This window comes from Pseudomonas sp. Irchel 3H3 (assembly GCF_900187635.1).
In the GTDB taxonomy this organism is placed as follows: Bacteria; Pseudomonadota; Gammaproteobacteria; order Pseudomonadales; family Pseudomonadaceae; genus Aquipseudomonas.
In genome coordinates, this window is record NZ_FYEC01000017.1 from 115341 (window position 1) to 128765 (window position 13425).

Genomic DNA, 13425 nt, shown 5'->3' on the forward strand with positions numbered 1-13425 from the left:
GCACCGGCTCAGCCTTACTCGGTCTTGCGGATCTTCTCGACGATCGCGGTAGTCGAGCTGTTTTCCACCAGCCCCAACACCTTCACCGTGCCGCCATAGGCGCTGACGATATCGGCGCCGACCACCTGGTCGATCCCGTAGTCGCCACCCTTGACCAGCACGTCCGGCTTGACTTGGGTCAGCAGGTTTTCCGGGGTGCCTTCAGGGAAGCTGATCACCCAGTCCACCGCGCCCAGGCCCGCCAGTACGGCCATCCGTCGATCAACGCTGTTGATCGGTCGGCCAGGGCCTTTCAAGCGGCTCACCGAAGCGTCGTCGTTGACCGCGACGATCAAGCGATCGCCCTGGGCCCGCGCCTGCTCCAGGTAGGTCACGTGACCCGCATGGAGAATATCGAAGCAACCGTTGGTAAAGACGATCGACTCGTTGTGCGCACGCGCATCGTCGACGGCCAGCAATAGTTGCTCGAGCCCCAGTACGCCGCGCTCCGAGCCTTCTTCACGCTGAATCGCCCGACGCAATTCCGGCGCACTGATGGCCGCCGTACCCAGCTTGCCGACCACAATGCCCGCCGCCAGGTTGGCCAGTGCCACTGCGTGGGGTAGTTCTTCGCCAGCCGCGATCGCCGCCGCCAGGGTCGAAATCACCGTATCGCCGGCACCCGTCACGTCGAATACTTCGCGGGCACGCGCCGGCAGGTGCAGCGCCGGATGATCGGGACGCAACAAGGTCATGCCGTGCTCGCCACGGGTCACCAGCAACGCGCCGAGATCCAGGTCGTGCATCAGCTTGGCACCCTTGCTCACCAGGTCGTGCTCATCGACGCAACCGCCGACGATGGTTTCGAACTCGCTGAGGTTAGGGGTGATCAGGCTGGCGCCGCGATAGATCGAGAAGTCCTTGCCCTTGGGGTCGGCCAGCACCGGAATGCCACGGGCACGAGCCGCCTGGATCAGCACCTGGTGGTTCTTCAAGGCGCCCTTGCCGTAGTCGGACAGCACCAGCACCTTGATGCCTTCGAGCAGATTATCGACCTCGGCGCCGAGCGCCAGGGCGTCGGTGGCGAAGGGTTCTTCGAAATCGATACGCAGCAGTTGCTGGTGACGACTCATGACCCGCAGCTTGACGATGGTCGGCTGGTGGGCGATGCGCTGGAACAACGCCCGCACACCAGCGCCCTTGAGGCTGTTGGTCAGGCTGTCGGCAGCTTCGTCGTCACCGGTCACGCCGACCAGGGACGCTGGCGCGCCGAGCGCAGCAATGTTCAACGCAACGTTAGCGGCACCGCCCGGGCGGTCTTCGATTTGCTCGACCTTGACCACCGGCACCGGTGCCTCAGGAGAAATCCGTGAGGTACCACCATGCCAATAACGGTCGAGCATGACATCGCCGACCACCAAGACAGGGGCTTGATCGAATCGCGGCATGGACAACTTCATGGTGCAACCCACATACAAAATGAACAGGGGCGCGATATTAGCACAGGGTGAACGCTGGCTAGTTCGAGAGCTTCATCGGCTGTGATGCAGACTGTGAAATTGATTATTTTTTAAACAATTCAGACAACTAAGAGGGGTGAGCCAGGCTCACCCCTCTGTCGTTATCAGGCAATACCGGCCGGAGTCGGCTCATCCAGGCCCATGGCGTGCAGGCGCGAATAGTACCCGCCCTGGGCCAGCAACTGGGTGTGGGTACCGCGTTCAACGATTTCGCCGTGATCCATGACCAGGATCAGGTCGGCTTTCTCGATGGTCGACAACCGGTGGGCAATCACCAGAGTGGTGCGGCCCTTCATGACTTTATCCAGGGCTGCCTGAATATGGCGCTCGGACTCGGTATCGAGGGCGGAAGTCGCCTCATCGAGGATCAGCAATGGCGCGTTCTTCAACAGGGCGCGGGCAATGGCCAGGCGCTGGCGCTGACCACCTGACAGCAGCACGCCGTTTTCCCCGACCTCAGTGTCCAGGCCCTGCGGCAACTGGGAAATGAAGTCCATGGCATAGGCGTCTTCAGCGGCCTTCTCGATGTCCTCGCGAGGCGCGCCGGCCAGGTCGCCATAGGCAATGTTGTTGGCGACCGTATCGTTGAACAAGGTCACATGCTGAGTGACCTGGGACACGTGCTTGCGCAGGTTACGCAGGCGATAGTCTTCGATCTCGACCTCATCGAGCAGGATCTTGCCGCTTTCGTGATGGTAGAAACGTGGAATCAGGCTAGCCAGTGTCGATTTGCCGCTGCCCGAACGCCCCACCAGCGCGATCATCTGCCCGGGGGCTGCGCTGAAGCTGATGTTTTTCAATACTTCCCGATCGGTACCCGGGTAGGTGAAGCTCAGGTTGTGCACATCCAGGCGACCGCTGATGCGCTCGCGCTCGACTGTGCCGCTGTCGACTTCCGGCTCGACGTCCAGTTGCTCGAAGATGCTTTCAGCACCGGCGACACCCTTCTGGATGGTCGAGCTGACTTCAGACAGCTGGCGGATTGGCTTGGGCAACAAACCGGCAGCGGTGATGTAGGCCACCAGATCACCGGCGGTGGCATCACCGCGCAGGAACAGCACCAGGAACATCAGCGAGGCCATGGCGGTATAGATCACCAGCTGCAGCGCCGGGGTGTAGATGGCGCTGGTGCGGGTCATGCGCAGCTGCTTGTCGGTATTGCTTTGGCTGGCCCGGGCAAAACGCTGCTCTTCGTAGCTTTCGCCACCGAAGCTGCGGACCACGCGATAGCCTTGAATGGTTTCGGAAGCGACATGGGTCACGTCCCCCATGGCCACCTGGATTTTTTTGCTCTGCTTGCGGAATTTCTTGCTGGTGTTGCCGACCATGAAGGAAATGATCGGCAGGATCGCCAGCATCACCAGGGTCAGTTTCCAGTTCATCCACAACAGGTAGGCAAACAGGAAAATCACTGTCAGGCCTTCACGAATCACCACCTTGATGGCGTCGGTCGCCGCCCCGGTGACCATGGTCACGTTGAAGGTAATGCGGGAAATCAGATGCCCGGAGTTATGGGTATCAAAATAGCGGTTAGGCAATACCAGCAGCTTGTTGAACAGCTCCACCCGCAGGTCATGCACCAGGCCCAGGGAAACCTTGGCCAGGTAGTAGTTACTCAGGAACGAACCCAGTCCCTGCCACGCCGCGATCAGAATGATCAGCAGGGGCACGGCCACCAGCAACTGCAGGTCCTGGAGGAACGGCACATTGGGGAAGAGCACGGCTTCGGGGTTGCTCAAGCCATCGACGAAGTACTTGAGAATCCCGGCCAGCATCGGTTGAGTGGAGGCAAATATCACAAAGCCCAGGATACTCAACAGGAAAATGCCTACGTAGGGTTTTACATACCCCAGCAGTCGAAAATAGATTTTCAGGCTTGAATCCTGTTCCGCATTGGGCGGTGCTGCACTCATCGTAGAGCTCACTTCTTAGGTAGAACGCGGAATTTTATCACAGGCTTGGAACTTGGCCTGTGTCCATACCAAAACGCTGGCCAGGCCCACCGGCAACCAACTGATGAACCACTCGGCACGCGGCGAACCACTGATGCTCGCCGCGTCGAATTGCATGGCCAGGAACGAGAACATCCAGATCCCGATGATGCCACGGCCGTACACCGTATCACGTGCCCGCCACGCCTCGCGCAGCACGGCAAACCAGACCACGCACCAGAGCAGCAGCCCAGGCAGCCCCAATTCGATGGTGATGTGGGTAAACAGGTTGTGGGCGTGATCGAACTCATGGCCTTCGGTAAACACCGAGTAGGCCGAACCCAGGCCCAGGCCACGCCACGGGTGCTGGGCAATCATGTCCAGGCTGGCCATCAGGATTTGCGGGCGGAATGAGGCGCCCCGAGCCATCACCAAAGGCTCCAGCAGCCAGAATGCGAACATCGCCATCGTCAGTGCGCCGACGGCGATCAGACGGCTGTGGCGGTCGCGACTCCAGATCGGCATGCTGACGAACGTCAGCAACAGGGCCAATGCCGCCCCTCGGCTCTGGGACAGCACGACAAACCCGCACAGGAATGCCAGCGCCACCACCCAGACCGCCTGTTTCCAGCGCTCCTGCGGGATCCAGTGCGCCAGCCAGACAGCTGCCAGGCCCAGCACATAACCACCCAGGATAGGATGAGCCAACTGGCCCAGGCCAACCAGGCGCGCGGTCCACAGGTTATCGTCGACCAGGTAGAACTTGATGGCCGCCAGCACCGCCGTCAAGGCCAGCCCCAGGCCGCCCCACTGCATGATGCGAATCACCCGCTCGGGGCGGGTATTGGCAAGTACCGGGAAAAACAGCAGGAAGACAATGACATACAACGCACGCTTGGCGCCGCGCGATGGCTCGGGATCCTGGGTCCAGAGCAGGGTCAGCAGCGCCCAGGCTCCCAGCGCCAGGACTGCCAGGCACAGCACCCGCTGCGCTTGCCACAGCTCAGCCAGTCGAGCCCGTGCCGACCAGGCCAGAAACAGGGTCGGCAACCAGAGAAACGCGACCAACCCTTGCTGGTAAATCTTGTTGGTTGGAGCGAACGCGATAGCGAGCAAAAACCATAGAAGACCTGTCGCCATCCAAACCTGCGCCCAACGCGTTTCCTGCATCTACCCGCTCCCGCTGAAAAATCCAAGTGCCAACACGGCATGGTTAAAACAACAACTTTTCGGCATCATTGATCGCACATACGCCCCATTTTTCTACAAGGCTTCCTACATGCAATGCTTCCGGCTTCCACACGCCGCTTTAACTCAAATGGTTGAAGGCGCCAGAGTACTAGAAGCCGACAGCTTCGGCCCGAAAGTATTCCTTTTGCCGGACGGCAACATTCTCAAGCTGTTCCGGCGCAAGCGACTGCTCTCGTCGGCCCTGTTTCGCCCGTACTCGAAACGCTTTATCGAGAACGCCGCCCAGCTCGAAAAACTCGGCATCCCGACCCTGCAGACGCTGAAATTCCATCAACTGGAAACGCCCGGCATGACGGCAGTCCTCTACCGCCCCTTGCCTGGCGAAACCTTGCGCCAGATTGCAGCCAAGGCAGGCTTCGACTGGCAACAGGCATTACCCGCATTGACCCTGTTCATTCGCCAGTTGCACAGCGCCGGGGTCTACTTCCGCTCGCTGCACCTGGGCAACATCGTGGTGACGCCCGACAATCAGTATGGCCTGATTGATGTCGCCGACATGCGCTTCACCCGCGGGCCGCTGCCACCGCATCTAGTCAAGCGCAACCTGCAACACTTCGCGCGCTATATTGAGCGCGAGAAGCTGAACGAGAGCTTTCCAATGCACACTCTCGAGCAATCCCTACTGCCGGCATGACAACAGGGTCCGGGCTGCCTGGCTGAATTCCAGCCACCCGCGGTCCGGGCACAGTACCGCCGATTGAGCCTGGGCAATCTGCTCGGGAGCGACGCTGAACGTCTTGATCAGCGCCTCGCTCCAGGCTTGAGTGTCTTCTGTCGCGGCGTACCACCCCGCCTCTGCCAACTGCTCGCGGAACACCGCAAGCTCGCTGCTCAACACTGGCACACCGGCCAGTACCGCCTCCTGCAGAATCAGGCCCAGGCCTTCTTCCAGCGACGGGATCGCCACCCAGTCGAATGCTCGATACAGCCTTGCCACATCGTCCAGGTGCCCAGGCAGCGAGACATTCCCCTGCAGGCCGAGCTGGTTGATCCGCTCCTGCAGGGCGGCGCGTGCATGCCCTTCACCGACAATCACCAGGTGCAGGCGCGGACGCTCGATCAGCGCCATGGCAAACGCCTCAATCAAGCAGGCAAATCCCTTGTTACCCACCAGACGCCCCACTGCGCCCACCACCGGAGTGTCATCGGTGGGCAGGTGCAGACGGGTTCGGGCCTGTTCGCGAGACAGCAGGCGGGAGCGAAAGTCGACAGGGTCAAGCGCACTGCGCAACGTGATGACCGGCAAATGCAGAGCGCTGGACAATGACTCAGCAAGGGTTTGGGAAACCGCCGCCAGGGTCAACCGGGAGGAATCGAACCCCGCCAACAACTGACGGTCGGCGGCCCTGATCCGGGTTTCCCCGTGAAACAGCACCACCGCACGCAGCGACGGCAGTTTTTCCAGGACCGGCAACAAGGCGCGAGCAGTGCCCAAGCCATCGAGCAACACCACTTGTGTATCCGTGTCCTTGAGGGCGCGGTGGAAGTGCGCGCGCATCCTGCCCTGCAGCAGTTTCCAGACGTGTTTGCCCTTGAGCCGGCTGGAGGACAAGTGCCATTCCCGGGTTTGCCCGATATCGGCGGCACAGCCTTGCTTATCGCCGCACAGCAGCCAGGTATTGACCGTGATGGTCGGATCCACCTGGCTCAGAATCTGCCGATGAACCTTGTGGATGGAGGCAAAGGCTGAGCCACCGGACCACATGACATTGAGGATACTCATCGAGCGGGGCACCCTTTTCCACATCGGCTTGAGGCACTGTTGGACCCCAACAGTGCCTGGTCATTGCCAGTTATAGTTTCAAATGCTCTCAAACGCTTGGAATACCCGGTCAAATACCCAACTTCAGGCGAATTCGTTCGACCAGGCTCAAGGCCGCGCGCGGTCTTAGCGGGGGCTGGAGCTCTTCGACGATCCGCTGGCCGACCCGCGCAAAACTGAACTGGCTGACGGCCAGGTCCCGGCCATTGCGGGCAATGCTGGCTGCCAGCCCAGGATCGGCACGCAGCAGCGCAAGCTTTTCCTGCAACTGTGCAATGTCACGATAGAACACGATGTTGTGCATGTCCTGCAGGCCCAGCGCACGGCTCTCGGCCTCGCCCTGGTCGAAGGCCAGGAGCACGCAGCCGCAGGCCATGGCTTCGAAATTCTTGATCATGAACTCGCCCATGCCGACATCGGCACTGACGAAAAAGCGGATCCGGTTGAGCGTATCGCGATACTCGTCACCGGACTTGGTGCGAGTCACCACCAGCGGTTCGACACTGGCCAACTCGTCGAGCAATGCCTTGCGCCCACTGTAGGCAACGCTGTTGGTACTGCCGACGAAGGCCAGCTCGATATCGCGCTCCCGGCCCTGGTCCTGCAACAGGCTCTGGTCATAGCCCTTGGGCACGAACACCGCGTCGAAGCCCTCCTGGCGCAAGCGCTCGGCGACCACGAAGCCGGAACTGATGACCCGTGCCCACGGCAGGCGGCGGTAGTGCGCACTGAACTTGCCGGTGTATTTGCAAGGAATGTAGTTCTGGTAGGCGTCGTGCTCGAGGATCACCAGGTTGGGGATGGTGCGGATAAAACTCGCCTGGCGGATTTCCTGCTTGAACCGCAGGAAAAACACGATGCGGTCATAACGCGTCACATCCACTTCACGACGGAAGTAGCGGCGCAGGTTGCGCTGCTCGTCACTGCTGAGCCACCGCAGGTCGCATTCACAATGATCGGCCACGCCTTCATACAAGCGGTCGAGAATCGCCCGCTGTTCTTTCTGCACCAGAAATAGAACCTTCATCGTTTTCCTTGCAGTGCCCGCCAGCCCAAAAAAAGTGCAGAGATTAACCCACGATCTCAGTAGAAAGATGTCCCGCAATACATAATTACAAACGCCAGAACAGCTCGTGGCGACGCACTGCCTTGCGGAAAAACTCATTTTCGCCATAGGGCGAACCCCGACGCCCTGCCAGCCAGCGCTGCAAGCCACGGCGCAAGCGCCGCTTGAAGGGTGCGCGGGGCTGCAGGTCATGCATCATGCCCAGCGCCATGGCCTTGTCCCGCTGCTGTTCGAGCGACAGGCTCAGGCAATACGGCTGCAGCACCTGCGACCCGTCGAACACCGGCGGCAAGGCAATCCCGGCACCGGAGTCGCCCATGGGCCAGCGATCGTTGTCGTGCAGGTGATTAGCGTAGCCGAGCAGTACCGAGGGTTGCCACTCAAGCCCCTGCAACGCCTCCAGCACCGCTTGCTGGGCACAGATGTGGTCAGGGTGGGGATCGAGCGAGCTGTGGGGCAGCACGATCACCTCAGGGCGCGCCTTGAGCAGGACTTCGCGCAGGTCGGCCAGCAGATTGTTCCAGGTCGGCTGGCCGTCGAAGTCGCCCGGCAATTCAAACGGGTTGAACCGGCGGAAGGCGCGGATATCGCCCAGCTCGGCCTCGCGGGAAGCCACCGGCTGTTGCGGTGCCGCCTGCATGGCAGGCAACTGCAGGCAGAAATACCCCAACTGCACGCAGTGCGCCTCTGGCACACCGGCCCAACGGGGCACCGTAATACTGTCCCAGGCGCGCAGACGGCCCTTGAGCCGCGATGCCTGGACCTTGTCCAGGCCCATCGCCTGATAATGTTCGGCTTCGATTTCACCGGCCGTCAGGGTAACGATCCAGGTCTCGGCAGCCTGGCTGTACAGGCCGAATGCGGCGAGTTCGGCATCATCGGCATGGGGCGCAATCACCATGACCCGCTGCTGGCGGTAGTCCGGTTGTTCGATCGACCACAGCAGCGGCTCCCCGGCCAGCCGGCAGAAATGCCCACGCAAGCGCAACTGACCGGCAGACAGAACCTGCGCCTGGCCACTGAGGTTGAGGTAACGCAGACCGCTGACCCCGCGCTCGAAGACTTGCCGATCCGGCTGATTACCGCCAGCCAGCTCGACCACCGGGTCGAAAAAGCGCCCCAGCCAGGTGCTCTTGACCTGCACGGCCAGGACCAGCGTGGTGTCGTCCGCCAGGATCACGCCCTCATCCAGCAACAGCCGGTCCCCGTCCAGGCGAACCTTGGGCTGCGGGGTGTACGGCGGGAAGCTGTAGACGTAATCGTCCTTGGGCGAATAGAACAAATGGTCGGCGAACCAGGCCTCGTGGGCGACCCAGGCCAGCACCGCCAGCACCAGCGGCACCCACCAGGCCAGCAGCACGCCGATGCCGACCAACAGCACCAGAGTGATCAACAGGCCGATGCGTTTGTTGCGTCGATGACGCTTGAGCAGTTGCTGCTTGCGACTCATGGGCTGGCTCATACAGTGAAGACGGGCACGGGATTGCACCAACGGTCCTTGTATTCACGATCTGCGCGACCAAACGAAAAGCGCAACGGCTTGTCGACTGTCCGCGCCTGCTCCCAGGCACTTTGTGTGTTGAGAAAGCTCAGCACGCTACCGGGGCTGAACTCGCGAGTTTCGGGGTCGACCCCGCCATTGATGTACTCGACGCTGATCCACTGCGGCGCTTGCACCCGGTACACCAGCTGGATCGCAATCGGCGCATCGTTGAGGAAGATCACCGAACCGATCAACAACTCGCGCAGCAACTCCAGCACCTCGCTCATGCGCGCCGCACCCGTGGCAGGGAAACCCCAGCGGCGCTGGAACAGATCGCAGTAGATAGCGGCCAGTTCGCTGCTGGAAAACTCGCTGACCGGCCGCACCACGCCGCCCGCTTCTTCCAGCAAGCGCAGTTCACGGCGCTGGTTGTAGCGAAATTTCTTCGACAGTTCTTCGGGTGTGCGTGCCATCGCCAATTGCTCGGCTTGCAGCCTGAGGCCGGTGAAACGACCTTCATTGAGCGCCGACAAGTAGCGGGCACGATGGCGCAGCACGGCCTGGGCATCGGGGGCGGCCGGCAGAATCAACTCGGCATTGCCGAGGTCAAACAGACCTTTCTTGCCATGACGCTTGAGCACATCCTTGGACAAGGCCAGGTCGCGGCCCCAGGTCGGGATCGCCGCCTGCAGCTCGCCGCCCTGCTCCCAGGCCAGGTAACGTACGGGAATACCGGCCAGGTCAGCCAGGCGCTCGACCACCAGCGGGTGAGTCGCGACGCTGCCCCCCCAACGTTGCCAGGCGTCGCTATAGGTCGACGCGTCGACAACGGACCAGCCGCGTTCGCGCCAGCCTTGGAATCGGTTGAGCATCAAGCCCTCGTCGTCAGATCAATGACAGGCGGCAGACGCCAGAACGCCTCGCGTACCGCGCGATCGGAAAATTGCTGGCGCAGGCGCTCAAGCATCAGCTCGGCGCACAACTGGCGCTCCCGCTGGTCCATCCGGGCCAGGTGTTGCAGCCCTTGCGCCAGGTGTTCGGCGTCGCCCAGGGGAAACAGGATTCCGACGCCTTCGACCACTTCCTTGGCCCCGCCACACGCTGTAGCCAACAACGGCACGCCGGCCGCCATGGCTTCGAGTAGCACCATGCCAAAAGGTTCATGGTCGGAGCTCAAGGCAAACACATCAAAGGCGCGAAAGTAGCGACGCGCTTCAGGCACTTGGCCGAGGAACAACACGCGATCGCCGATCCCCAGTTCGCGGGCCAGTTCCTTGAGGTCCTGCTCCAGGCGGCCGCTGCCGAGAATCGCCAGTTGGCTATCGACCGGCAAGCCTGGCAAAGCCTGGGCAAAGCCGTGGAGCAGCGTGGCCTGGTCCTTGTCCGGGTGCAGGCGGCCAACGTTGCCGACCACCCAGGCATCCGGCGACAGGCCCAACTCTTCCCGCGCCTGGGCGAAGGACAGCTGGCTGGCCTGCAAGGCGTCGACATCGATACGGTTGTAGAGCGTTTGAATGCGTGCCGCCGGCCATTTCGGCAGGCAGCGGCGCATGTCGTCGCGCACCGCGTCAGAGACCCCGAGCAGGCTCAGACGCTTGCGGAAAATCTGCGCAAACAGCTTGCGCGTACGCCGCTGGTAGTCACCAAAGGCGTGGTGCACGCCAATCACCGGCAGCGCCGTGGCGAGCAAGGCGATGTAGATCGGCTTGAACCGGTGGGCGATACAGAAACTGAACTGGCGCGACTGGGCGATCTTGCGCAGATCGGCAATCGCGCCCAGCTTCAGGCCACGAATGGCCTTGGAGCTGTATTCCATGAACAGCACTTCGTCAGACGCGCAGCCGGCTGCGACTTCGGCATCGGCCACCCCGGTGAGGAACACCGTGGTCACACGATAACCGGAGCCCGCAAACAGGCTGGCGTACTGCCGGGCGCAGTCCAGGAACGGCCCGTCATAGCCGTGACAGAACTGCAGGACATGGCGCTCAGCCGAGCGTGTCATAAGCGTCCGCGCCGTCTTTGACCACTAGAATGTCTTCCATGATCAAATACTGTAGATCGGAACCGAAGAACATGTTCAGCGCGTCGGTCGGCGAGCAGATCATCGGTTCGCCACGACGGTTGAGCGAGGTATTGAGCGACACACCGTTGCCGGTCAGCACTTCCAGGGCTTTCATCATGTCGTAGTAGCGTGGGTTGTACTCACGCTTGAGCACCTGGGCACGGGAGGTGCCGTCTTCATGGACGACTTCCGGCACGCGGGTCTTCCACTCTTCAGCCACTTCGAAGGTGAAGGTCATGAAGGGGGCCGGGTGATCGATCTTGATCATCTGCGGCGCCACGGTGTCGAGCATCGACGGGCAGAAAGGCCTCCAGCGCTCGCGGAACTTGATCTGGTGGTTGATCCGGTCAGCCACGCCAACGGCGCTCGGGCAACCGATGATCGAACGACCACCAAGGGCACGCGGACCGAACTCCATGCGCCCTTGGAACCAGGCTACCGGGTTGCCATCGACCATGATCTTGGCGATGTTTTCCGGCATGTTCTCAAGCTTGCGCCAAGCAGGCTTGCTCGGGTGACGGGCACACGCGGCGATCACGTCTTCGTTGCTGTACGAGGGGCCGAGGTAGACGTGTTCCATCTTCTCGACCGGTACGCCACGGGCGTGGGACACATAGGCAGCGGCGCCGACTGCGGTGCCGGCATCGCCGGATGCAGGCTGCACAAACAGCTCTTTGACGTCGTCGCGGGCGATGATTTTCTGGTTCAGCTTGACGTTCAACGCACAGCCACCGGCGTAGGCCAGCTTGCCGGTTTCCTTGAGCACGTCGCCCAGGTAGTGGTCGATCATCTGCAGCGAAATTTTTTCGAACAGCGCTTGAATGCTGGCGGCGTAGTGGATGTAAGGCTCGTCGGCGATGTCACCTTCGCGCTTGGGACCCAGCCACTCGATCAGCTTCGGCGAGAAGTAGTAACCCTTGCCCTTCTCTTTATAGCGACGCAGGCCGATGACGTTGGCGTAGTCGGTGTTGATCACCAACTCACCGTTTTCGAACGAAGCCAGGCGCGAGAAATCGTATTTGCTGGCGTCACCGTACGGCGCCATGCCCATGACCTTGAACTCACCGTCGAGCATGTCAAAGCCGAGAAACTCGGTGATCGCGCCATACAGGCCGCCGAGGGAGTCCGGATCGAAGAATTCCTTGATCTTGTGGATCTTGCCGTTTTCGCCGTAACCGAAGAAGGTCGTGGCGTACTCGCCCTTGCCGTCGATACCCAGGATCGCGGTTTTCTCTTTGAAACCGGAGCAGTGATAAGCGCTGGAGGCGTGGGCCAAGTGGTGCTCGACCGGCTCGATCTTGATTTTCTTCGGATCGAAGCCCAGTTGCTCCAGGCACCAGACGATCTTGTTGCGATAGCGCTTGTAGCGACGGTTGCCCATCAGGATCGCGTCAAGTGCGCGATCCGGGGCGTACCAGTAACGCTTGGCGTACTGCCAGCGGGCCTTGCCGAACAGGCTGATCGGGGCGAACGGGATCGCGACTACGTCAACGTCTGAAGGTTTGATACCGGCCTGTTCCAAGCAGAACTTCGCCGATTCGTAAGGCATGCGGTTCTTTGCATGTTTATCGCGTACGAAGCGCTCTTCTTCAGCAGCCGCGACCAGCTTGCCGTCGATGTACAGCGCTGCGGAAGGATCATGGCTAAGGGCGCCGGACAGGCCAAGAATCGTCAATGCCACAGGGGTCTAGCCTCTTTAGTCTGCATGCAGGCGACGTGCGCCTGGAAATAATGTGTCCCCGCACCAAGGCGAGAAACAGCTAAAGGGCGAGATTATAGCGTAAAGATGACGGGCGGCGAGGACTGCGTCCTCGAACGCAGCCTCGCGGGCTCGACAGCTGCTACGGGGGGGGGTGGGGTATTGCCGGGATCTATGGTGTAGCGGAGATCGCCATCGCGGGCGAGCCCGCTCCCACAATGGTCGGCGTCGCTTAACTGATCGGCATTAGCCGCCTCGCCTGCTTTTACCACTCAGGCCGACTGTCAGGTCGCCGTGCTCTTGATCTTGATCCACCCGCCCCATCGGCAGGCTGAGCGAAGGTGTCCATCCGGGGGGAGGCGCGTAGCGCCGTGCGGCGAAGCCGCATGCATCGAGAGGAGGTGCAGCGAAGCAAACCGGAGGCGATGCCCCCGGATGGATACCGTAGAGAAGGTACCCCGAGCCTAGGCGAGGGGCCGTACGCCTGGGGCAAGCGTTTTTTTGGTTACTTTTTTTAGGCGCTTGAAAAAAAAGTGACCCGCCGTTGAACTGCCCCCCGAATGTTGGACACCTGACCCCTCGGGAGGGTGTTCCATGACGAAATACAACCTAGCACTCAAGCAATCACTGATTGAAGAGTGTTTGTCTGCCAGTAGCGTTCATGAGGTGGCC

At 61.2% G+C, this 13425-nt stretch carries 10 protein-coding genes; 1 reads left to right on the forward strand and 9 read right to left on the reverse strand.

The annotated features are described in order from the left end of the window. Nucleotides 1-14: 14 nt before the first annotated feature. The 3 genes from hldE to CKW24_RS18600 all read right to left on the reverse strand — a co-directional run bounded on the left by hldE (nt 15) and on the right by CKW24_RS18600 (nt 4600). Nucleotides 15-1439, reverse strand: coding sequence for a bifunctional D-glycero-beta-D-manno-heptose-7-phosphate kinase/D-glycero-beta-D-manno-heptose 1-phosphate adenylyltransferase HldE (hldE, locus tag CKW24_RS18590; protein ID WP_095169623.1), 1425 nt, complete (start codon nt 1437-1439; stop codon nt 15-17). 164 nt (nt 1440-1603) lie between these two features. After that, a complete protein-coding gene (msbA, locus tag CKW24_RS18595; protein ID WP_095169624.1) occupies nt 1604-3412 on the reverse strand; it encodes a lipid A export permease/ATP-binding protein MsbA in 1809 nt (602 codons plus the stop codon). A 15-nt stretch (nt 3413-3427) separates the two neighbouring features. Then, the gene (locus tag CKW24_RS18600) at nt 3428-4600 is read right to left on the reverse strand and encodes an O-antigen ligase family protein (protein WP_095169625.1); all 1173 of its coding nucleotides are present in this window, start codon (nt 4598-4600) and stop codon (nt 3428-3430) included. A 109-nt stretch (nt 4601-4709) separates the two neighbouring features. On the opposite strand from CKW24_RS18600, the gene CKW24_RS18605 reads away from it, so the two are divergent. After that, complete coding sequence (locus CKW24_RS18605) at nt 4710-5315, forward strand: toluene tolerance protein (RefSeq protein WP_095169626.1); 606 nt, start codon at nt 4710-4712, stop codon at nt 5313-5315. On the opposite strand, the gene CKW24_RS18610 is transcribed toward CKW24_RS18605, so the two are convergent. The 6 genes from CKW24_RS18610 to CKW24_RS18635 form a co-directional block, all read right to left on the reverse strand. Next, complete coding sequence (locus CKW24_RS18610) at nt 5301-6404, reverse strand: glycosyltransferase (RefSeq protein ID WP_095169627.1); 1104 nt, start codon at nt 6402-6404, stop codon at nt 5301-5303. The genes CKW24_RS18605 and CKW24_RS18610 overlap by 15 nt on opposite strands. A gap of 109 nt (nt 6405-6513) precedes the next feature. After that, entirely contained in the window at nt 6514-7470 is a 957-nt protein-coding gene (locus tag CKW24_RS18615) for a glycosyltransferase (protein ID WP_095169628.1), read from the reverse strand. 85 nt (nt 7471-7555) lie between these two features. Beyond that, the gene (locus tag CKW24_RS18620; protein WP_095169629.1) at nt 7556-8959 is read right to left on the reverse strand and encodes a PIG-L deacetylase family protein; all 1404 of its coding nucleotides are present in this window, start codon (nt 8957-8959) and stop codon (nt 7556-7558) included. Between the two features lie 8 nt (nt 8960-8967). Beyond that, nucleotides 8968-9864 (reverse strand): antimicrobial resistance protein Mig-14, encoded by an 897-nt coding sequence (locus CKW24_RS18625; protein WP_095169630.1) that lies wholly within the window; start codon nt 9862-9864, stop codon nt 8968-8970. Then, on the reverse strand, nt 9864-10994 hold the full coding sequence (locus CKW24_RS18630) for a glycosyltransferase (protein ID WP_095169631.1): 1131 nt from the start codon (nt 10992-10994) through the stop codon (nt 9864-9866). The genes CKW24_RS18625 and CKW24_RS18630 overlap by 1 nt, the downstream gene beginning before the upstream one ends. After that, a complete protein-coding gene (locus tag CKW24_RS18635; protein WP_095169632.1) occupies nt 10978-12735 on the reverse strand; it encodes a carbamoyltransferase in 1758 nt (585 codons plus the stop codon). The genes CKW24_RS18630 and CKW24_RS18635 overlap by 17 nt, the downstream gene beginning before the upstream one ends. Between the last annotated feature and the right edge of the window lie 690 nt (nt 12736-13425).